Source organism: Streptomyces sp. NPDC002958 (genome assembly GCF_055563255.1).
In genome coordinates, this window is record NZ_JBVHDS010000001.1 from 285,118 (window position 1) to 306,670 (window position 21,553).

Annotated in this window: 12 protein-coding genes and 1 pseudogene; 7 read left to right on the forward strand and 6 right to left on the reverse strand. The window is 69.1% G+C overall.

Annotated elements, in window-relative coordinates:
• The first annotated feature begins 1 nt into the window (after nt 1).
• Nucleotides 2-2,782, forward strand: coding sequence for an SUKH-4 family immunity protein (locus tag ACZ3IC_RS01430; protein WP_467411450.1), 2,781 nt, complete (start codon nt 2-4; stop codon nt 2,780-2,782).
• Between the two features lie 180 nt (nt 2,783-2,962).
• Complete coding sequence (locus ACZ3IC_RS01435) at nt 2,963-3,856, forward strand: cellulose-binding protein (RefSeq protein ID WP_467411451.1); 894 nt, start codon at nt 2,963-2,965, stop codon at nt 3,854-3,856.
• A 235-nt stretch (nt 3,857-4,091) separates the two neighbouring features.
• Here ACZ3IC_RS01435 and ACZ3IC_RS01440 read toward each other — a convergent pair whose 3' ends face one another.
• Both ACZ3IC_RS01440 and ACZ3IC_RS01445 read right to left on the reverse strand, forming a co-directional pair.
• Entirely contained in the window at nt 4,092-4,238 is a 147-nt protein-coding gene (locus tag ACZ3IC_RS01440) for a DUF397 domain-containing protein (RefSeq protein WP_467411453.1), read from the reverse strand.
• Complete coding sequence (locus ACZ3IC_RS01445; RefSeq protein WP_467412082.1) at nt 4,195-5,109, reverse strand: helix-turn-helix domain-containing protein; 915 nt, start codon at nt 5,107-5,109, stop codon at nt 4,195-4,197. Before ACZ3IC_RS01445 ends, ACZ3IC_RS01440 begins: the two co-directional genes overlap by 44 nt.
• Nucleotides 5,110-5,402: 293 nt before the next feature.
• Between ACZ3IC_RS01445 and ACZ3IC_RS01450 the strand changes: the two genes are divergently transcribed.
• Nucleotides 5,403-5,807 (forward strand): ATP-binding protein, encoded by a 405-nt coding sequence (locus ACZ3IC_RS01450; RefSeq protein WP_467411454.1) that lies wholly within the window; start codon nt 5,403-5,405, stop codon nt 5,805-5,807.
• A gap of 325 nt (nt 5,808-6,132) precedes the next feature.
• Here ACZ3IC_RS01450 and ACZ3IC_RS01455 read toward each other — a convergent pair whose 3' ends face one another.
• Nucleotides 6,133-7,083, reverse strand: a complete 951-nt coding sequence (locus tag ACZ3IC_RS01455) for a LysR family transcriptional regulator (RefSeq protein ID WP_467411457.1) — start codon at nt 7,081-7,083, stop codon at nt 6,133-6,135.
• Nucleotides 7,084-7,324: 241 nt separating this feature from the next.
• On the opposite strand from ACZ3IC_RS01455, the gene dnaE reads away from it, so the two are divergent.
• Nucleotides 7,325-10,921, forward strand: coding sequence for a DNA polymerase III subunit alpha (gene dnaE / locus ACZ3IC_RS01460; RefSeq protein ID WP_467411458.1), 3,597 nt, complete (start codon nt 7,325-7,327; stop codon nt 10,919-10,921).
• Between the two features lie 17 nt (nt 10,922-10,938).
• Here dnaE and ACZ3IC_RS01465 read toward each other — a convergent pair whose 3' ends face one another.
• Entirely contained in the window at nt 10,939-12,558 is a 1,620-nt protein-coding gene (locus tag ACZ3IC_RS01465) for a sodium/solute symporter (RefSeq protein WP_467411461.1), read from the reverse strand.
• Nucleotides 12,555-13,019: a DUF485 domain-containing protein gene (locus tag ACZ3IC_RS01470; RefSeq protein WP_467411462.1), complete on the reverse strand. Its 465-nt coding sequence runs from the start codon at nt 13,017-13,019 to the stop codon at nt 12,555-12,557. The genes ACZ3IC_RS01465 and ACZ3IC_RS01470 overlap by 4 nt, the downstream gene beginning before the upstream one ends.
• A 723-nt stretch (nt 13,020-13,742) precedes the next feature.
• Between ACZ3IC_RS01470 and ACZ3IC_RS01475 the strand changes: the two genes are divergently transcribed.
• From ACZ3IC_RS01475 to mfd, 3 genes are all read left to right on the forward strand, one after another.
• Nucleotides 13,743-14,531: an ABC transporter ATP-binding protein gene (locus ACZ3IC_RS01475; RefSeq protein WP_467411465.1), complete on the forward strand. Its 789-nt coding sequence runs from the start codon at nt 13,743-13,745 to the stop codon at nt 14,529-14,531.
• Nucleotides 14,528-17,122, forward strand: coding sequence for an ABC transporter permease (locus ACZ3IC_RS01480; protein ID WP_467411467.1), 2,595 nt, complete (start codon nt 14,528-14,530; stop codon nt 17,120-17,122). The genes ACZ3IC_RS01475 and ACZ3IC_RS01480 overlap by 4 nt, the downstream gene beginning before the upstream one ends.
• A gap of 412 nt (nt 17,123-17,534) precedes the next feature.
• Nucleotides 17,535-21,065, forward strand: a complete 3,531-nt coding sequence (gene mfd, locus ACZ3IC_RS01485) for a transcription-repair coupling factor (protein WP_467411468.1) — start codon at nt 17,535-17,537, stop codon at nt 21,063-21,065.
• Nucleotides 21,066-21,125: 60 nt separating this feature from the next.
• Here mfd and ACZ3IC_RS01490 read toward each other — a convergent pair.
• Nucleotides 21,126-21,525: pseudogene (locus ACZ3IC_RS01490) on the reverse strand (ATP-binding protein).
• Nucleotides 21,526-21,553 lie beyond the last annotated feature (28 nt).

Sequence of the window (21,553 nt, forward strand, 5' to 3'; positions counted from 1 at the left end):
GATGGTGACCTTTGCGCAGGCGCAGGAGCGCGCGGACGAGTGGATCAACGACGACGTGCCCGCGTACCAGCACCGCGAGGTGCGGGTACGGGAGTTCGAGCTGGGCTTCGTGGTGTGGGGCGAGGACCGCGCCGAGGGTCCGGTTTCGGACGGCGGCCGGCAGCGGCTGGTGATTGCCAGGGACAGCGGTGAGGCCACCCTGTGGCCGGGACTGCCGGTGGGCGAGGTGATCCGGCGGTACGAGGAGGAGTACGGCATACATGATGCGGCACCGGCCGCTCAGGAGCCGCCGCAGCGTATCGACCTCAACCAGACGTCGTTCCTGTTGAGCCCTCCGGAGTGGCTCCAGGAAGCGGCCGACAAACTGGGCATCCCGGACCGCCGGGCGGACCGGGGCGGGGACGCGGCCCCTTCGGCTCCGTCGGCCCCTTCGGCCCCTTCGATTTCGTCGGCCTCTTCAGTTCCGTCGGCTCCGTCGGCCCCTTCGGTTCCGTCGGCTCCGTCGGCCCCACCGGTCTCTTCGGACACCCCGCCTCCCGCCGCCCCTGCTGCTCCCGTGCCCACAGGTGCGCGGGGCGGGCAGGTCGCGTACGAGCCCACCGCCAACGACGGCGTTCCGGCATCTGCACCGGATGTGCCCGCCGGGGCCACTCCCTGGGCCGGGACCGACACCAACGCGGGTTCCGACGACAGGGCGGTGCCCCTGCCGCCCACGGTGTTCGCACCGCCGCTTTCGGGCGACGACGACGGCACCCCGCCGCCGGTCGTACCGGCCAATGCGCCGACTGCCCTGATGTCCGGCGGCAGCCGGCTGCCCCGGACGGCGATCGTCCCCGGCCTGGACCCGCAGGAAACCGGTACGCCCGTACCCGGTACGCCCGCACCCGGAACACCTGCTCCGGGTGTGCCGGGCGCCCCGGGTGCCCCCGGTGCCCATGACATCGCGGACGCGGCCACCAGCAAGGCCGTCATGCCGCCGCGCGGTACGCGCGGGGGCGGCTCGACGATCCCGCCGCCGCCCGGTGCCCCCGGCATCCCGGGCGTCAGGCCGGGCGCGCCCGTGCCGCCGCCCTCGGGACCGGGCGCGCCCGGCGCTCCGGCGGGCGGGTACCTGCCGACGCAGCTCGCCCCCCAGCTGGGCCCGCCCGGCGCCCCGCAGCCTCCAGGGCCCCCCGGGCCTCCGGCTCCTCCTGGTTCGACGCCGCCTCCCGGGCCCCCCGGCCCGCCCGGTGCGCCGATGCCGCCGCCCGGTTCGACGCCGCCGCCCGGTGGTGGGGTGCATCACGCCGCGACGATGTTCGCCGACCCGAGCATGGGTGGCCCGGGTGCGCCGAAGCCGCCTGGCCCGCCCGGCCCGCCCGGCACTCCTGGCGTGCCCCAGCCGCCTGCGTCTCCCGGCCTGCCCGGTGCGCCGATGCCGCCGCCCGGTTCGACGCCGCCGCCCGGTGGTGGGGTGCATCACGCCGCGACGATGTTCGCCGACCCGAGCATGGGCGGCCCGGGTGCGCCGAAGCCGCCTGGCCCGCCCGGCCCGCCCGGCACTCCTGGCGTGCCCCAGCCGCCCGCGTCTCCCGGCCTGCCCGGTGCGCCGATGCCGCCGCCCGGTTCGACGCCGCCGCCCGGTGGCGGGGTGCACCACGCCGCGACGATGCTCGCGGGCCCCGGCCAGGTCGGGCCGTCCGCGCCGCAGCCTCCCGGCCCTCCCGGTCCGCCGGGAATGCCGCAGGGTGGCGCCCCCGGTCCCGTACCGCCGAATCCGCACACCCCGCAGCCCCCGGCGTACGGATACCCGCAGGCGCCGACCGGTCAGCCGACCGTCGGCCCCGGCTACCAGGCTGTGCTGCGCTACCGCGCGCCCGACGGCAGCGAGCAGCAGCTGATCCGTCGCTCGGCGCCCGGCACCCCGCACCCCGAGTGGCAGATGCTGCACGAGCTGCGGGCCATGAACGTGCCGCCGCAGCAGGTCATCGAGCTGCACACCGAGCTGGAGTCCTGCGAGCTGCCCGGTGGCTACTGCGCACGGATGATCCGTGAGACCTGGCCGCAGGTGCGGATCACCAGCGTCGCCCCGTACGGCACCGATCACGCCAGCCGTCAGCAGGGCATGCAGCATCTGCTCACCCATCAGGGTGAGCTGCACCAGGTGGCGGACGGGCCGGCGCGCCCGGCGCCGGTGCGGGCCCCGCTGCCGCAGATGCCGCCCGCGCCGCCGGTGCCGCCGGAGGCCATCGCCCAGGAGATGGTGCAGGCCTTCGGGCCGCAGGGCATCCTCCGCTTCGACCAGCGCGCGGTGTCCCGCCAGGGTGTGCCCGAGACCGTGGCCCGGACACTGGTGTGGGCGGGGCTGCCCGCCGACTTCGGGCCGTTCTTCTGGGCGCAGCCGGGACAGCCGGTGGTGCCGACGCTGGCCGAGCTCGCCGCGCAGCGGCAGGTGCAGGCCGCCCCCGACGCGGGGTCGTACCTCGTCATGGGGTCCGACTTCGGGCGGGCGATCTGTGTGCAGTACGGCACGGCGAACATCGTGGCCGTGCCGGTCGAGGCAGGACCTGGCGGGCAGTCGGTGCCGCCGCAGTTCGTGAACACCGGGCTGCCGGAGTTCCAGCGCTCGATGGCGCTGCTCGGCCGGATGTGGCGGCTGCGCTACGGGCTCAACCCGGAGCAGGCGGGCCGCTGGACGGTCGACTTCCAGGCTCAGCTGGTGGCGCTGGACGCGGCGGCGCTGGCGTCGCCGGAGAGCTGGTGGTCCGTACTCCTTGAGCAGATGTGGGACGGGCTGATCTGATCCGGCAGGTTCGAAGGACGGCGCCCGGCTCCCGAGAAGGGGTCGGGCGCCGTCCTTGTAACGGTCTGTGATGCCCGTCGCTTCCGTCCGGAAAACAGCCAGTCGATTCCGACTTCTGCGGCAATTGCCGCATCCTTGGCGTATTGCTGGTCTTCGGAGAGTCGGAAAGAGGCTTCAAGGATGAGTTCTGCACCGGTGTCCGCGCATGGCTTCGTCGGGGTACGGGGGCGCGGCTACCGTCCGGAGCAGGTGGACCGCACCGTGGCCGGGCTGTCGGCGGAGCGGGACGAGGCGTGGGAGCGGGTGTCCCGGCTGACCGCGTTGGTGGAGGAGCTGTCGGCCGAGTCGGTCCGGCTGGGCGAGGCCGTCGCCGAGCTCGCCCCGCAGAACTATGAATCGCTCAGCCAGCGAGCCCAGCAGATCATGGCGCTCGCCGAGAACGAGGTCCAGGCCGTCCAGGGCGCCGCGCAGAAGGAGGCGCAGGCGCTGCGGGACGCGGCGGACGAGGCGGGCCGGGGGCTCCGCGAGTCGGCGCGCGCGGACTGCGAGGTGATGCTGGCGGTCGCCGAGAAGTACGTCGACGAGACGCTGACCACGGCCCGGTGCACCGCCGACGCGACCGTCGCCGAGGCCCGCAAGGAGGCCGCGGAGGTGCGCGAGCAGGCGGAGTCCGCGATGGCGGAGACGCGCCGCAGCACCGCGAGTGTCCTTGCGCACCAGGAACAGGAGCACAGCGACCGGTGGAAGGCGGCCGAACACGAACTGGCCGAGGCGCTGGCCGCGCAGGCCGCGTACCACGACGAGCTGACCGAGCGGGCTGAGATCCGCCTGGCTGAGGCGCGGCGAGCGCTGGCGGAGACCGAGGAGGCCGCACGGCACGGCCAAGAGGACGCCGAGGCGCAGGGCGCGGAGCTGATCGCGGCGGCCAGGGTCCGCGAGGAGCGGGTGGTCCGGGAGACGGAGCGGATCCTGCGGGAGCACGAGGAAGGCCGCGAGGAGGTCCAGGCGCACATGGCGCACGTACGGAACTCACTCGCGGCGCTCACCGGGCGGGTGGCCCCGGCGCAGGACTGATCAGTGCACTGTCACAGGTATTCGCGTAGGTGGAAGGGAATCTGCAGGTACGAGGACGTCTCCGTGGGCGTCAGGAAGCCGTCCGTGGATCTGTCGACCATGTCCACCTCCCGTGGCATCGGCCCGCATCGTTGCATATCGCCCCGCCCGTCGCTCGCAGGCGGCGTATCCGATGTCCGCCCACGCGCCGACCCTCGGATGCGGCAGCGTGTCGGCCGGTTTGAGGGTCGGCCGACTACCGGCCGGTCTGGAAGCGGCGGTCTCTCTTCAACTCGGCTATGAACGAGGTCCAAGAGGGCTCGGCGAAGGACAGCGCCGGGCCGTGGACCGCCTTGCTGTCACGGACGGGGACGACTCCGGGGAATCCGTCCGCCACTTCCACGCAGTTGCCTCCCTCCTGATTGCTGTAGCTGCTTTTGCGCCAGGCGGCGTCGGTCAGATCGGGACGGGACACTCGCGTCATGGTGGTTGTCCTCCATCGCGGATCGGATCATGTCGAGCGACATGAGAGGGGGCAGAGCTGCTGCCCGGAGCTGATCGTAGGTCACCGCGAAGCGCCTGACCTCCTCCGGATCCTCGATCAACTGGCCGTGATGCGCGCCTTCCGTGTAGCTGACCTCCGTGCCGTCGGGAAGGACTAGCACGGTCAGGGAGCCGCCCATGGCGGCGTGCTCTCCCTGGGCGAACGGCAGTACCTGCAGGGTGATGTTGGGTTCCTCGGCCGCGGCCAGCAGGTGGGCCAGTTGGGCGTGCATGACTGCCGGGCCGCCGACCGGGCGTCGTAGTACCGCCTCGTCGAGCACCACCCACAGCTCGGGACGATCGGCGGACCACAGGCGCTTCTGGCGGTCCATTCGTGCCGACAGCCGCTCTTCCAGATGTTCCTCACTCTTGAGTGTGCGCCCGACACTCAACACCGCCCGTGCGTACGCCTTGGTCTGCAGCAGGCCCGGCACCACGTGTGCGGCGTACTCCCTGATCGCCGCCGCCCGCGCCGCGAGGGCCATGAACGTCTGTGCCCAGTCCGGGAACGCCTCCCGGTGGACGAACGGCCAGAGGTCGACCAACAGGTCGTCCGCCACCAGCGCGGTGTCCAGGGCCTGTGCCAGCGTCTGGGTCGGCTTGGCTCCGGACGACCGCTCGATCTGGGTGATCCGGGTGCTGACGACGTGTGTCATCCTGCCCAGCTCCGCCTGGGTCAGCCCGGCCGCCGTACGGAGTTTGCGTACGCGTGATCCGAACAGGGCGGCCATCGATTCCTGGGGGTCGATCGCTTTGGCCACGGCTTCACTTCCTCTGTTTACGGCCGGGAAGGTAATGCTTCGTCACCTTCTGAGCCTAGGTGCGCCGGTCGACTCTTGACTGCGGAACGTAGCGAATTCCGCACTCTGTGGAATGCGTGAGGAACGAAAAACGGATGGGCCGCACCATGCTCAAGGCAATGACTGTGCCGGATGACGGGTCGAAGCGAGAGTCGAACGGCGCTTCGCATACGGAAGGAAGCGAGGCAACGACGCCCCAGGCCGCCCAACGGCACTTCTTTTCAATGCAGTTCACGTCCACCGCACGCGGTGCACGGCTCGCCCGGCACGCGACGCTGAGGCACCTCGGTCAGTGGGGGTTCTCCCCGGCGTCGGAGGTCTCCTGCACCGTCGCCCTGGTGGTGGCCGAGCTCGCAGCCAATGCGGTGCGCCATGGCCGGGTCCCTGGCCGGAACTTCCTCCTGAGCGTGACGTACGAGACGGGAGCTTGCCTGATCCGTGTCGAGGTCTCCGATGCCTGCCCGGAGCTGCCGCCGGTCGACCCGTCCATGTCGGCCGATGATGAGGAGTCGGGGCGGGGTCTGGTCCTCGTCGGTGCGCTTGCTGCCCGATGGGGGGCGGCTCCCCGCACTCCCGTCGGGAAGACGGTGTGGGCGGAGTGGTTTGCCGAGCCAACTAGTGCTGAGTAGTGCCTAGTTGTTGCGGGCCATGACGTTGTTGACGTGGCGTCGGGGTCCTGGCCGCGATGTCGCTGTTCGGTCGCGGCGTGACGTACCGACGTGGCCCAGGTTTGTGAAGTGCTGCGACGACGCGAACCGTCCCTGCCGCATAGTTCGCTGCCGGGGTTGACCGTGATCCCCTTCAGAAACGGCAGTGTTGCTGCACGACGCGGTCAAGGATCGGTCGCAGCGTGGAGCAGGGGGACCGAGCCGGCGAGTGCGGGTAGGAGCCCTGCCTCTCTTCGCCGTGGGGAGGGCGGATCCGGTCTCGCTTCCGCCGCTTCATGCGGGTAGGTCATGCGGTTCCCGGCTGGGCTGGCTGGGCCCATTTCGGTGTCCAGATGCCGCTGCTGGGGCGTCCGGGGTAAGTGGCAGCGAGATGACTGCGTAGGGCGTCCAGGGCGGGGTGTGGATTGTCCGTGCGCCAGACCAGGGAGTGGGGGTAGACGGGAGTCGGGTCCTTCAGGGGGATACGGCGTAGGTCGTGGCCGGCGGGCCAGACGAGGGGAGTCTGCTCGCTGATGAAGGTGGCCAGCGTCGATGAGGTCGCAATGGTGTCAAGCAGGGGCTCGATACCGAAGTTTGGGCCAATCGAGTCGATGGTGATGCCGAACGCAGCGGCGAGTTCGTCGTAGTAGGCGGCCCACTCAGTGCCGGGCATGTTGCCGGGCATCCAGATCCGGTGCCCGGCAAGCTGGTCGGGAGTGACCGCGGGGGCATTGGCGAACTCGTGCGCCGGTCCGGTGAACAGGTGGAGCGGTTCGTCGAAGACGGGCGCGGCCTCGATGCCGAGTGGAATGTGGCGGCCCGGCATGCTCACTGCGCGGAAGGTGGCGTCGATCGAGCCGGACCGGACTGCGGCGATGGCTTCGTCTGAATCGTACAGAGTCACGACATCCAGCTCGGTCTCAGGAAATGCTTGATGGAAGCCACGCAGCAGACCCGCCAGTGAGAGGCGGCGACCGATCACGTCGACGCGCAACGCCCGACGCCCCGGCCTCACGGAAGCAATGGCCCGTTCCGCTGCTTGAAGCAGAGCCCGGGCATGCGACAGAAACGCCTGGCCGTCGATGGTGAGCCGGGCCCCGCGGGCGTCCCGGCTGAACAGTTGGACACCAAGTTCCCTCTCCAGTGCGGCAATGCGCTTGGAGACCGCCTGGGGAGTGATCGACAAGGTGGTCGCGGCTTCTTGGAATTGTCCGGTGTCCACGATGGCGAAGAAGGTGCGCACGGCGGTGATGTCCATGTCGGCCATCTTATTCAGACAACCTATCGTTGATTGATCACATGGAAATGGTTGTTTGATTCCTGCATGTCTCGCTCGCTTTGATGGATACACCCAACCAATGGTTGGCAAGTGGTCGAGTCGAGGCCGGTACTGCCGGCGGTCCGGTAGTTCCCGGCACCCACGGCTGGCCATCGACCAGGCTGCCATCACGTCCGTGGCTGGGATGGGGCTTCCTACTCACCCCGGAGATGACCCACACGTGCCGGATTCCTTCGTTCACCTGCACAATCACACCGAGTACTCGATGCTGGACGGCGCGCAGAAGCTGAAGCCGATGTTCGGCGAAGTGGCACGGCAGGGGATGCCCGCGATCGCCATGAGTGATCACGGCAACATGTTCGGGGCCTACGAGTTCACGCAGGTCGCCAAAGGCTTCGAGGCGATCACGCCGATCATCGGCATCGAGGCGTACATGGCGCCTTCTTCGCGGTTCGTCCGGAAGCAGGAGTTCTGGGGGCCGGGCGGTCGCCGGGCCCTGAGCGAGGACGGTGAGGGGGCGAAGGACGTCTCCGGCGGCGGTCGTTTCGCGCACATGACCATGTGGGCGCGGAACGCCCAGGGCTTGCGGAATCTGTTCTGGCTCAGCACCCAGGCCAGCTATGAGGGGCAGTTCCCTTCCGGTAAGCCGCGTATGGACCGGGAGCTGATCTCCCAGCGGCCGGGCGGCATCATCGCCACCACGGGCTGCCCGTCCGGCGAGGTCCAGACCCGCCTGCGGCTGGACCAGTACGACGAGGCGAGGGCCACCGCGGCGGCCTACCAGGAAATCTTCGGCCGCGAGAACTACTTCCTGGAGCTGATGGACCACGGCCTGGACATCGAGCGTGACGTCCGTGAGGGTCTGCTGCGGCTGGCCGAGGACCTGAGCATCCCCCTCCTGGCCACCAATGATGCGCACTACGTCACCGAGGACCAGGCCGATGCCCACGACAGCTTGTTGTGTATCGGCGTCGGCAAGAACAAGGACGACCCCGGTCGCTTCCGTTTCAACGGCTCTGGCTACTACCTCAAGAGCGCCGCAGAGATGCGCAGCCTGTTCTCGGAGCTCCCGGAAGCCTGCGACAACACGCTGCTGATCGCCGAGCGCATCGAGTCCTACGACGAGGTCTTCGACTACGTGGACGAGATGCCGCAGTTCCCCGACGTGCCCGAGGGTGAGACTCAGGAGTCGTGGCTACGCAAGGAAGCCCTCAAGGGTTTGGCGATGCGCTACGGGGACCCGATTCCCCAGCACATGCTGGAGCGTTTCGAGACCGAGATGAAGGTCATCGGGCCCATGGGGTTCAGTTCCTACTTCCTCGTCGTGGCGGACATCTGCCGCCACGCGCGCACCAACAAGATTCCGCTCGGGCCTGGCCGAGGCTCGTGCACCGGTTCGATCGTTGCCTACGCGACCCGTATCACCGAGCTGTGCCCTCTGGAGCACGGCCTTCTCTTCGAGCGGTTCCTGAACCCCGAACGCATCAACCCGCCGGACGTCGACCTTGATTTCGACGACCGCCAGCGTGACCAGATGGTCCAGTACGTCACGGAAAAGTACGGCGGCGAGTACACCGCCATGGTGAACACGTTCGGCAAGATCAAGGCCAAGAACGCGATCAAGGACTCGTCGCGCATTCTCGGCTTTCCCTACAGCCATGGGGAGCGGATCACCAAGGCACTCCCGCCGGACCAGAACGGCAAGTCTGCCCCGCTGGCCGCCCTCTTCGATCCCTCCCACGAGCGGTACGGCGAGGCCGGCGAGATCCGGCAGATGTACGAGAGCGACCAGGACGTGAAGAGGGTCATCGACACCGCCCGTGGAGTGGAGGGACTCACCAGGGGCACCGGGGTGCACGCGGCGGCTGTGATCCTTTCCAAGACCAGGCTCACCGACCGGATCCCACTGCACATGCGGGCCGCGGACGGCGTGAAGATCACCGGCTTCGACTATCCGTCCTGCGAGGCCATGGGCCTGATCAAGATGGACTTCCTGGGGCTGCGTAACCTCGGTGTGATCGACCAGGCGATCGAGAACATCCGTGAGAACCGGGGCATCAGCCTGGCCACGGTCGATCCGCTGGACGGCGATGCGTCCACGCATGTCATCCCCCTGGACGACGCCAAGACCTACCGGCTGCTGGCCGACGGCAACACCTTCGGCGTCTTCCAGCTCGACGGCGGCGGCATGCGGGTGCTGCTCAAGCAAATGGAGCCGACCCGCTTCGAGGACATCGCCGCAGTCAACGCTCTCTACCGGCCCGGCCCGATGGCGGCGAACGCCCACACCAACTACGCGTTCCGCAAGACCGGTCGCCAGGAGATCACCCCGATCCACCCCGAACTACGGGACGCGCTGGAACCGATCCTCGGCAACACCTTCCATCTGCTCGTCTACCAGGAGCAGATCATGGCCATCGCCCGGGAGCTCGCGGGATACACCCTCGGAGGCGCGGACCTGTTGCGCCGCGCGATGGGAAAAAAGAAGCCGGAGGTCCTGGCCGCGGAATGGGAGAAGTTCCACGACGGCATGCGCGGCAACGGTTACAGCGAGGAAGCCATCAAAGCCCTGTGGGATGTCATGCTCCCTTTCTCCGGCTACGCGTTCAACAAGTCCCACACCGCCGGCTACGGCCTGGTCTCGTACTGGACCGCTTACCTCAAGGCCAACTACCCCGCCGAGTACATGGCTGCCCTGCTCACGTCCGTCGGCGACGACAAGAACAAGGCTGCGGTCTACCTCGCCGACGCCCGCAAGAACCGCGTCCGCGTACTCCAGCCCGATGTGAACGAGTCCGTCGCCGAGTTCACCGCTGTCGGCGACGATGTCAGGTTCGGGCTGCGGTCCGTCCGCAACGTCGGCGACAACATCATCGAGGCCATCGTCGACGCGCGCCGCCAGAAGGGGAAGTTCACCTCCTTCCCCGACTTCCTCGACAAGGTCGCCTTGCCCGGGCTGAACAAACGCGCTGTGGACTCACTGATCAAGGCCGGTGCCTTCGACTCCCTGCAGCATTCACGCAAGGGTCTCTCCGCCATTCACGAGGACGCCATCGACGCGATCATCCCCGTGAAGAAGGCGGCTGGCTTCGGGCAGGACGACCTCTTTGCAGGTCTCACCGACACAGCAGGCAACGAACCGGTCTTGGGCCTCGACTTCGCCATTGACGAAGCAGAGTGGCCACGCCGGCAACTCCTGGCGACCGAGCGCGAAATGCTTGGCCTCTACGTCTCGGCACACCCGCTGGACGGCGCCGAGCACATCCTCTCCCGAGCCCGAGACTGCTCCATCGCCGAACTGCTCACCTCCGGCCGCACCACCGGCGACGTACAGCTCTCCGGACTGATCACCGGCGTCCAGCTCAAGATGACCAAGCAAGGAAAGCACTGGGCCATCGTGAACCTCGCGGACCGCGACGCCACCATCGAAGCCCTCTTCTTTCCGGCTGCCTACCAGCTCGTTCAGCACGCACTGGTCGAGGACAACGTGATCTCCGTCAAAGGCAAGATCGAAGACCGAGACGGAACGATGAACATGTTCGGCCGCGAACTCTCCGTCCTCGATATCTCCTCGGCCGCAAACGGCGGCATGCCACCTGTGAAGCTGGCGCTCCCCTTGCACCGCGTCACCGAGCAGACCGTCAAGGAACTCAAGCACATCCTCGCCGCCCACCCAGGCAACAGCCCTGTACACCTCAGCGTCCGCGGTCCACACAAGACCACCGTCTACGCCCTCCAGGCGACTGTCGACCCCACGACTATCGCCTCCGAGATCAAAGGCACCTTCGGAGCCGACTCCTGGCAGGGCGTTGCATAAGCCCCTCACCCCCGTTCTCAGGGGCGCATCGCCGGTGGGGCGCCCGCCAGGATGCGTGGTTCCTCGGTCTCGTACCGTTGGAGCTCCTCGGCCTCCTCGCGCGGTCCGAACACCGTGCCCAGCCATCCCGCCAGGAACCCGGCCGGGATGGAGACGAGCCCGGTCGTGGTGAACGGGTACCAGTTGAAGTCGGACTCGGGGAAGACCGAAGAGGGTGAGCCCGAGACCAGATTGGTGCCGGTGATCAGCACCATGACCGTGACGGTGCCCACGATCAGGGTGCAGAGCAGTCCGGTACGGGTGAAGCGCCGCCAGAACATGCTGTAGACGAGCGCCGGGGCCAGCGCCGACGCACCGACGCAGAACGAGAGCGTCGCCATCGCCTGCACGTTCCAGTGCCTGGTTACGACGGCGAGTGTGGTGGCGAGCAGCCCGACGACGACCGCCGCGGCCTGTGCCGTACGCATTTCGGACAGGCCCGCCAGCGGCTTCCTGTCCGGGTCGCGCACCCCGTGCAGGCCGTGGGCGAAGAGATCGTGCGCGAGGGAGTTGGCGCAGGCCAGGATCATTCCGGCGACCGAGGCGAGCAGCGTCAGGAAGATCGCTGTCGTCATCGTCGTGACGATCAGCGCGCCCAGCTGGCCACCGCCGGCGACCACTCCGCTGACCTGGAGGATCGAGCTGTTCCCGGACGCCCCGACGGCGGTGATGCGGTCATGGCCGACAAGTGCCCCCGCACCGAATCCGATCACGACGAGCAGCAGACAGATCCCGGCGACTACGAACACCGCCCAGGAAAGCGAACGGCGGACGGACTGGGTGGAACGGGCGCTCGCCATGCGCATGGTGACGTGCGGCAGACAGGCGGCGCCGAGCACCACGGTCAGTTCGGAGCTGACCATGTCGAGTCCGCTGCCGTCGAACTGGATCCCCGGGCGCAGATACGCGGCCCCCTCGCCGCTGCCCTGCCGGGCGGCCGAGAGCAGGGCGCCGACGTCCCAGTCGAAGCGGTTCATGATCATTACGGAGATGGTGAACGCGGCGACGAAGAGGACCACCGTCTTCACGATCTGGATCAGCGAGGTGCCCTTCATCCCGCCGATCGCCGAGTAACCGATCATCAGGATGCCGAGCCCGATGATGCCGACGGTGCGGAATCCGGAGCTGTCGAATCCCAGGATGAAGGCGAGCAGGTCGCCGCTGCTGGCGAGTTGGACGACCATCATCGGAACGAGCGCGGCGAGGGTGGCCGCGCAGGCGGTGATGCGGACCGCGCGGCCGGGGGCGCGGCGCACGAGCAGGTCGCCCATGGTGAACCCGCCCACGTTGCGCAGTGGTTCGGCGAACAGGAACATCAGCAGGACGAGAGAGAGGGTGATGCTCAGGGCGAGGATCGTCCCGTCGTAGCCGGTGAGGGCGATGATGCCGGTGGTGCTGAGGACCGTGGCGGCGGAGAGATAGTCGCCCGCGAGGGCGAGGCCGCTCTGCAGGGGCGAGCGGGTGCGGGGGCCGGTGTAGAACTCGTCGAGGTCGTCGCGGTCCGGACCGGTCATCACGCAGAGCAGCAGGGCCACGGTGGCCACGGCGAGGAAGGCCACCAGGGACATCGACTGCGCAGAATTGTCGAATCCGTTCACTGGGCCGCTCCCGCTCTTCGGAGCCGGGCGGCCAGCGGGTCGACCGTGCGCCGGGCGGTCCGCTCGTACAGCACGATGGCGAACACCGTCACGGGGAGCTGGCAGAGTCCCAGCGTCAGGCCGAAGTTGAGGCCGCCGAACAGGGGACGGCCCATCAGGTCCCTGGCGAAGCCGGAGAGCAGCAGGAAGGCCACGAAGTAGCCGAGTGCGGTCAGGATCGCGGTTCGCCGCAGCAGCCGGTACGAGGTGCGCAGCCGCCGCAGATCGCCCTGGCGACTCGGGGCGGGCGCGGGTGCGGTGGGCGCGGCCGGCCGCTCCGGGGGCGGTGAGGGCTCCGGACTCGGCCAGGGCAGCAGATGATCGGGGTGATGCGGAGGCGGGGGCTGATGCCGCAGGGACGGCTTCGGCGGCCGTCCGGGCCAGGGGGAGTGCGGGGACGGGGTCGGGTTTCCGTACGACATCTGGGTGCTGCTCCTTGCAAGGCTCGGGTCCTGGGCCGGACGGCAAGGCAGGAGTGCGGGTGTGCTGTCGAAAGCGCGAACATTACTAGCGGGTATGGCAGGTGGGGGAGAGCTTGGCCTGAACTGCTCACGGTAATGGCTCAGTTGCATGAGTTCGTGTCCGGAGAAAGCTCTGTGGGGCCGCCCCCGGCAGCGCTCGCGCACCTGCGGGCCGGGGCCGTGTGCCCTTTGCCCCGCCCCGCTCGCGTGATGCGGACGTCCACGGGGCCGGGGCGTCGCTCCCGGCTTCCTCGGTGAGGACCGGGAGGGTGCCGCTGCTGGGGGGGGGCGTGATGACGCCCGCCGGTCCCGGTGCGTGCACCCGTGGGTCCAGTCCCCTGAGGCGGGCCTCCATCCGGGGGCCGGGACCCCTAGGAGTACACCTGAATCAACGGCATTGCCCCTAGGGGACGTTCCTCAGTTTTGCCCGGGGGTGGTTCCTCCCGGTGGAGGACGTGACGGCCCGGGCCCGTTCTTTAGCTTGTTCCTACACCGCGAAAGGCGGGGGATCCCCTCGCACATGCGGCTGACCACGGGGGCGGGGTGGGGAAAACCCCACCGGAGGACTGCGCTGTGCACCAGTGCGCCGGACCCCCTCGGAACACCAGACTTCACACGTACACCGCGACATTTCGAACGCCGACCGACAGCTGACCGTCGGCTGACCGACATAGGAGAAAGACCGTGACAACGGCTGTAACCATTCCCAGGCACGGGGGTACTGGAGGGCGTACGGCCGTAGCTGCGCGAGCGCGGCAGGTCGTCAAGGCGTACGGGGTGGGGGAGACCCGGGTCATCGCGCTCGACCATGTCGATGTGGACATCGCCCGCGGGCAGTTCACGGCGATCATGGGCCCTTCCGGCTCCGGCAAGTCGACCTTGATGCACTGCCTGGCCGGCCTGGACACCGTGACCTCGGGTCAGATCCACCTCGACGAGACCGAGATCACCGGGCTCAAGGACAAGAAGCTCACCCAGCTCCGCCGCGACCGGATCGGCTTCATCTTCCAGGCGTTCAACCTGCTCCCGACGCTCAACGCGCTGGAGAACATCACGCTGCCGATGGACATTGCGGGCCGTAAGCCCGACGCGGCCTGGCTGCGGCAGGTCGTGGAGACGGTCGGTCTCGCCGAGCGGCTGAAGCACCGACCCACCGAGCTCTCCGGCGGCCAGCAGCAGCGCGTCGCGGTGGCCCGGGCGCTCGCCGCCCGGCCGGAGATCATCTTCGGTGACGAGCCCACCGGGAACCTGGACTCGCGGGCCGGTGCCGAGGTGCTGAGCTTCCTGCGCAGGTCGGTCGACGAACTGGGCCAGACCATCGTCATGGTCACCCACGACCCGGTCGCCGCCTCCTACGCGGACCGGGTGCTCTACCTCGCCGACGGACGCATCGTCGACGAGATGCTGGACCCGACGGCCGATCAGGTCCTCGACCGCATGAAGGACTTCGACTCGCGCGGGCGGACGTCATGACCGTCTGGAAGACATCAAGGCGCAACTTCTTCGCACACAAGGGACGAATGGCGCTCTCCGCCGTCGCGGTCCTGCTGTCGGTGGCATTCGTGTGCGGCACGCTCGTCTTCACCGACACCATGAACACCACGTTCGACAAGCTCTTCGCCGTGACGTCGGCCGATGTCACCGTCAGCCCCGTCAGCCCCGACAGCCCCGAGGGCAACGACCGGCTCCCGGAGAACGGCAAGCCCGTCGCGCTCCCCGCCTCCGCCGTCGGGCAGGTCGCCGAGGCCGCCGGTGTGAAGGGCGCCGAGGGCGCGGTCATCAGCATGTCCGTCACCGTCGTCGACAGTCACAACAAGAACATGGGCTCGACGACGGGCGCCCCGACGATCGCGGGCAACTGGACCAAGAACGAACTCCGTTCGATGGAGATCACCTCCGGCCACGCGCCGCGCGGGCCGACCGAGGTGATGGTCGACGCCGACACCGCCGACAAGCACCATCTGAAGCTCGGTGACGAGCTGCGCACCATCTCCGCCACCGGCGACATCAGGGCGGAGATCAGCGGCATCGCCACCTTCAAGGTCACCAACCCCGGTGCGGCGGTCGTCTACTTCGACACCGCCACCGCGCAGACGAAGCTCCTCGGCAGGTCGGACGTCTTCAGCCTCATCTCCGTCACCGCCGAATCCGGCGTCAGCGACACGCAGTTGAAGCGGAACGTCGCCACGGCGCTCGGCGACACCTCCGCGTACAAGCTCCAGACCCAGAAGGAGGCCGCGGAGGCCAACAAGGACTCGATGGGTTCCTTCCTCGACGTCATGAAGTACGCGATGCTCGGCTTCGCCGGGATCGCCTTCCTCGTCGGCATCTTCCTGATCGTCAACACCTTCTCGATGCTGGTCGCCCAGCGCACCCGCGAGATCGGCCTGATGCGGGCCATCGGCTCCAGCCGCAAGCAGGTCAACCGGTCCGTGCTGATCGAGGCGCTGTTCCTCGGCGTCATCGGCTCCGTCCTCGGCGTCGGCGCCGGGGTCGGCCTCGCCGTCGGCCTGATGAAGCTCATGGGCGCCATGGGCATGGACCTGTCCACCAAGGACCTCACGGTCGCCTGGACGACCCCGTTGGTCGGCCTCGCGCTCGGCATCGTCGTCACCGTCGTCGCCGCGTACATCCCGGCCCGACGCGCCGGGAAGATCTCCCCGATGGCCGCCCTGCGCGACGCCGGAACCCCGGCGGACGGCCGCGCGGGCCGGGTCCGGGCCGCGATCGGCCTGGTCCTCACCCTCGCCGGCGGCGCCGCGCTCCTCGCCGCGACGCGGGCCGACGAGTCGAGCGAGGGCTCGCTCTTCCTCGGGGTGGGCGTCGTCCTCACCCTGATCGGCTTCATCGTGATCGGCCCGCTGCTGGCCGGCTTCGTGGTCCGGGTGCTGAGCGCGGTCATGCTGCGGATGTTCGGTCCCGTCGGCCGGCTCGCGGAGCGCAACGCCCTGCGCAACCCGCGCCGTACCGGAGCGACCGGCGCCGCCCTGATGATCGGCCTCGCCCTGGTGGCCTGCCTCTCGGTCGTCGGCTCCTCCATGGTCGCCTCGGCCACCGAGGAACTCGACAAGTCGGTCGGCACGGACTTCATCGTCCAGTCGTCCGGCGGCAGCTTCCAGCTGATCGTCCCGCAGGCCGAGCAGGCCCTGGAGAGCGTGCCGGACATCGAGCACCTCACCTCGTACAAGACCGTCGGCGCCGAGCTCACCGCCCCCGACGGCAGCGCCCGGGAAGTGGCCCTGGTCGCCGCGGACCCGACGTACAAGGACGACGTCCGCCGCGAGACCCTCTCCGGCAAGCTGGCCGACGCCTACGGCGACGACGCCATGTCGATCGGCGAGACGTATGCCACCGAGCACCACATCGAGGTTGGTGACCGGCTCACCGTCGCGTTCAAGGGCGGGAAGACGGCGAAGCTGAAGGTCGCCGCGATCACCTCGGACGACGTGAACATCGACAGGACCGCGATGTACCTCAACATCACGACCGCCGCGCGGTACGTCCCGGCCGACACTCTGCCGGACAACATGATCATGTTCGCGAAGGCAGTGGACGGCAAGGAGAAGGAGGCGTACGCCGCCCTCAAGGACGCCCTCGCCGCGTACCCGCAGTACGAGGTGAGGAATCAGGCCGACTACAAGGAGCAGCTGCAGGACCAGATCGGCCAGCTCCTGAACATCGTCTACGGCCTGCTGGCACTCGCGATCATCGTCGCGGTGCTCGGCGTGGTGAACACCCTGGCCCTGTCGGTGGTCGAACGGACCCGGGAGATCGGCCTGATGCGCGCCATCGGCCTCTCCCGCCGCCAGCTGCGCCGGATGATTCGCCTGGAGTCGGTGGTCATCGCGGTCTTCGGCGCCCTGCTCGGTCTCGGCCTCGGCATGGGCTGGGGCACGGCGGCCCAGAAACTGCTGGCACTGGAGGGCATGGGCGTCCTGGAGATCCCGTGGCCGACGATCCTCGCGGTCTTCGTCGGCTCGGCCTTCGTCGGCCTGCTCGCGGCGCTGGTCCCGGCGTTCCGGGCGGGCAGGATGAACGTCCTTAACGCGATCGCCACGGAATAGCGAGGGCGACGGCCGACGTAGCGCCCCGCCCGGCAAGGCCGACCGCGGCACTAGGATGACTTTTCCGGCCCCGGGGTGTCCCTCCAAACACCCCGGGGCCGGATGCGTGTCTGTACGACCCGGGGCGCGGCGCGGATTCGTGCCCGTACGACCCGGGGCGCGGCGCGGATTCGTGCCCGTACGACCCGGGGCGCGGACCGTGGCCGTGCGGGGCAGGGCTGCCGTCCCGGTCCGTGCCCGCGCGCACGGACCGGGCCGGATGCAACGCGCGGAGCCGGATAGCGGGCGCGGCTGTCACAGCGGAGTCGTACGCTGGAACCCCCGGCCCGTGAGACGTGTCGGGTCCTTCGTGTTGCCCCTGACAGCAGCCGGCTGTCAGACCTCGCCCTCGTTCCCCGGACGGAAGCCCTTCATGAGCCTGCACGGTCTGCTGGATGTCGTCGTACGTGACCCGGCACTCTCCGAAGCGGTGAAGGCCGCCACCGACGGCCACCGGATGCACGTCGACCTCGTCGGCCCGCCCGCCGCCCGCGCCTTCGCCGTGGCCGCGCTGGCCCGCGAGACGGGGCGGACCGTGCTCGCCGTCACCGCGACCGGCCGGGAGGCCGAGGATCTGGCGGCCGCGCTGCGCACCCTGCTGCCGCCGGACACGATCGCCGAGTTCCCGTCCTGGGAGACCCTGCCGCACGAGCGGCTCTCGCCCCGCTCCGACACCGTGGGCCGTCGCCTCGCCGTGCTGCGGCGCCTGGCGCACCCGAGCAAGGACGACCCGGAGACCGGCCCGGTCCAGGTCGTCGTCGCCCCGGTCCGCTCCGTGCTCCAGCCGCAGGTCAAGGGGCTCGGCGACCTGGAACCCGTAGCGTTGCGCATCGGCCAGAGCGCCGACCTCGGCAAGACGGTCGACGCGCTCGCGGCAGCCGCGTACTCCCGGGTCGAACTGGTCGAGAAGCGCGGCGAGTTCGCCGTGCGCGGCGGCATCCTGGATGTCTTCCCGCCTACCGAGGAGCACCCCCTTCGGGTGGAGTTCTGGGGCGACGACGTCGAGGAGATCCGCTACTTCAAGATCGCCGACCAGCGGTCGCTGGAGATCGCCGAGCACGGGCTGTGGGCGCCGCCCTGCCGTGAACTGCTGCTGACCGACGAGGTGCGCGAGCGTGCCGCCGCTCTTGCCGAGCTCCACCCGGAGCTGGGCGAACTGCTCGGCAAGATCGCCGAGGGCATCGCGGTGGAGGGCATGGAGTCCCTCGCCCCGGTCCTCGTCGACGACATGGAGCTGCTGCTCGACGTGCTGCCCGAGGGGTCGATGGCGCTGGTCTGCGATCCGGAGCGGGTCCGCACCAGGGCGGCCGACCTGGTCGCCACCAGCCAGGAGTTCCTCCAGGCGTCCTGGGCGGCCACCGCGGGCGGTGGCGAGGCCCCGATCGATGTCGGCGCTGCCTCCCTGTGGGGTATCGCGGACGTCCGCGACCGGGCCCGCGAGCTGGAGATGATGTGGTGGTCGGTCTCCCCGTTCGCCGCGGACGACGAGCTCGACGAGGACACCCTCAAGCTCACGATGCACGCCCCGGAGTCGTACCGCGGCGACACCGCCCGTGCGCTCGCCGACACCAAGGGCTGGCTCGCCGACGGCTGGCGCACGGTGTACGTCACCGAGGGCCAGGGGCTCGCCTCCCGTACCGTCGAGGTGCTGAGCGGCGAAGGCATCGCGGCCCGCCTGGACCCCGACCTGGCGGAGATCTCCCCGTCGCTGGTCCACGTCTCCTGCGGCGCGATCGACCAAGGCTTCGTCGACCCGGCGCTCAAACTCGCCGTCCTCACCGAGACGGACCTGACCGGCCAGCGCACCGCCACCAAGGACCTGGGCCGGATGCCGGCCCGCCGCCGCAAGACGATCGACCCGCTCACGCTGGAGACCGGCGACTACATCGTCCACGAACAGCACGGTGTGGGCCGCTACATCGAAATGGTGCAGCGCACCGTGCAGGGCGCCACCCGCGAGTACCTCCTCGTCGAGTACGCCCCCGCCAAGCGCGGCCAGCCCGGCGACCGCCTCTACATCCCCACCGACCAGCTGGAACAGGTCACCAAGTACGTCGGCGGCGAGGCGCCCACCCTGCACCGGCTCGGCGGCGCCGACTGGACGAAGACCAAGGCGCGCGCGAAGAAGGCCGTCAAGGAGATCGCCGCCGACCTGATCAAGCTCTACTCGGCCCGGATGGCGGCCCCCGGCCACACCTTCGGACCCGACACCCCCTGGCAGCGCGAACTGGAGGACGCCTTCCCGTACGCGGAGACGCCCGACCAGCTCTCCACCATCGCCGAGGTCAAGGAGGACATGGAGAAGTCCGTCCCGATGGACCGGCTGATCTGCGGCGACGTCGGCTACGGCAAGACGGAGATCGCGGTGCGGGCGGCCTTCAAGGCGGTCCAGGACGGCAAGCAGGTAGCCGTCCTCGTCCCCACGACCCTCCTGGTCCAGCAGCACCACGGCACGTTCACCGAGCGCTACTCCCAATTCCCGGTCAGCGTAAGGGCGCTGAGCCGCTTCCAGTCCGAATCGGAGTCCAAGGCAACCCTGGAAGGGCTCCGCGAGGGCTCCGTCGACCTGGTCATCGGCACCCACCGCCTCTTCTCCTCCGAGACGAAGTTCAAGGACCTGGGCCTGGTCATCGTCGACGAGGAACAGCGCTTCGGCGTCGAGCACAAGGAGCAGCTGAAGAAGCTCCGCGCCAACGTGGACGTCCTCACCATGTCCGCGACGCCCATCCCCCGTACGCTCGAAATGGCCGTGACGGGCATCCGCGAGATGTCGACGATCACCACGCCCCCCGAGGAGCGCCACCCGGTTCTCACCTTCGTCGGCCCGTACGAGGAGAAGCAGATCGGCGCGGCCATCCGCCGTGAACTGCTCCGCGAGGGCCAGGCGTTCTACATCCACAACCGCGTCGAGTCGATCGACCGCGCTGCTGCCCGCCTACGCGAGATCATCCCCGAGGCGAGGATCGCGACCGCCCACGGCCAGATGTCCGAACAGGCCCTGGAACAGGTGGTGGTGGACTTCTGGGAGAAGAAGTTCGACGTCCTGGTCTCCACCACGATCGTCGAGTCCGGCATCGACATCTCCAACGCCAACACCCTGATCGTGGAGCGCGGCGACAACTTCGGCCTCTCCCAGCTCCACCAGCTGCGCGGCCGCGTCGGCCGTGGCCGCGAGCGCGGTTACGCGTACTTCCTCTACCCCCCGGAGAAGCCGCTCACCGAGACGGCCCACGAGCGCCTGGCCACGATCGCCCAACACACCGAGATGGGCGCGGGCATGTACGTCGCGATGAAGGACCTCGAAATCCGCGGCGCCGGAAACCTCCTGGGCGGCGAACAGTCCGGCCACATCGCGGGCGTCGGCTTCGACCTGTACGTCCGCATGGTCGGTGAGGCGGTGGCCGACTACCGGGCCTCCCTCGAAGGCGGTGTCGAGGAGGAGCCGCCCCTGGAGGTCAAGATCGAGCTCCCGGTCGACGCACACGTCCCCCACGACTACGCCCCCGGCGAGCGGCTGCGCCTCCAGGCGTACCGCGCCATCGCCTCCGCCAACACGGAAGACGACATCAGGGCGGTCCGCGAGGAGCTCACCGACCGCTACGGCAAGCTCCCCGAGCCGGTGGAGAACCTGCTCCTGGTCGCGGGCCTGCGCATGCTGGCCCGTGCCTGCGGCGTGGGCGAGATCGTGCTCCAGGGCTCGAACATCCGGTTCGCCCCGGTCGAGCTGCGCGAATCGCAGGAGCTCCGCCTGAAGCGCCTCTACCCGAAGACGGTCATCAAACCGGCCGTCCACCAGATCCTGGTCCCACGCCCCACCACCGGCAGGATCGGCGGCAAGCCGGTCGTCGGCCGCGAACTGCTGGCGTGGACGGGGGAGTTCCTGACGACGATTCTGGGGTCGTGACCCCGGAACGCCTCGTGTCCCCTCCCCGGCCCCGTCGCGCGTGCGGCGGGGTCGGGTTCTTCACGGCGTGAGGGTGGCGACGGGCGTCTTGAAAACGAGCCACACGGTCTTGCCGACGACGTGATCATCGACTCCGAAGTCGTCGGCGAGCTCGTTCACGAGGTGTAACCCGCGCCCCGAGCACGCGTCGTGGTCGGGACGCCGGACCACCGGCTGTCCGGGCCCGCTGTCACGGACTTCCAGCCGCACGAGTTCCTCACCCCGGTGAAGGCCGACGCAGAACTCGCGCCCTGGTGGTACGCCGTGCAGCAACGCGTTGGTGGCGAGCTCCGAGACGCACAGCTTTATGTCTTCGATCAGAGAGTGAAGCTCCCACTCGACGAGGACGGGTGACGAAGTCGCGTGAGGCCCCAACTGACGTGCGTCTGCGGGGGAAACGTCGCTGTTCCAACAGGTACACGGTGATTCACCGCCTTGCTCACGGGCTG

Coding starts and splice junctions, on each gene's coding strand:
- ACZ3IC_RS01430 (WP_467411450.1), top strand. CDS start 2: ATGGTGACCTTTGCGCAGGCGCAGGAGCGCGCGGACGAGTGGATCAAC.
- ACZ3IC_RS01435 (WP_467411451.1), top strand. CDS start 2,963: ATGAGTTCTGCACCGGTGTCCGCGCATGGCTTCGTCGGGGTACGGGGG.
- ACZ3IC_RS01455 (WP_467411457.1), bottom strand. CDS start 7,083: ATGGACATCACCGCCGTGCGCACCTTCTTCGCCATCGTGGACACCGGA.
- ACZ3IC_RS01480 (WP_467411467.1), top strand. CDS start 14,528: ATGACCGTCTGGAAGACATCAAGGCGCAACTTCTTCGCACACAAGGGA.
- ACZ3IC_RS01470 (WP_467411462.1), bottom strand. CDS start 13,019: ATGTCGTACGGAAACCCGACCCCGTCCCCGCACTCCCCCTGGCCCGGA.
- mfd (WP_467411468.1), top strand. CDS start 17,535: ATGAGCCTGCACGGTCTGCTGGATGTCGTCGTACGTGACCCGGCACTC.
- ACZ3IC_RS01445 (WP_467412082.1), bottom strand. CDS start 5,109: ATGGCCGCCCTGTTCGGATCACGCGTACGCAAACTCCGTACGGCGGCC.
- ACZ3IC_RS01450 (WP_467411454.1), top strand. CDS start 5,403: ATGCAGTTCACGTCCACCGCACGCGGTGCACGGCTCGCCCGGCACGCG.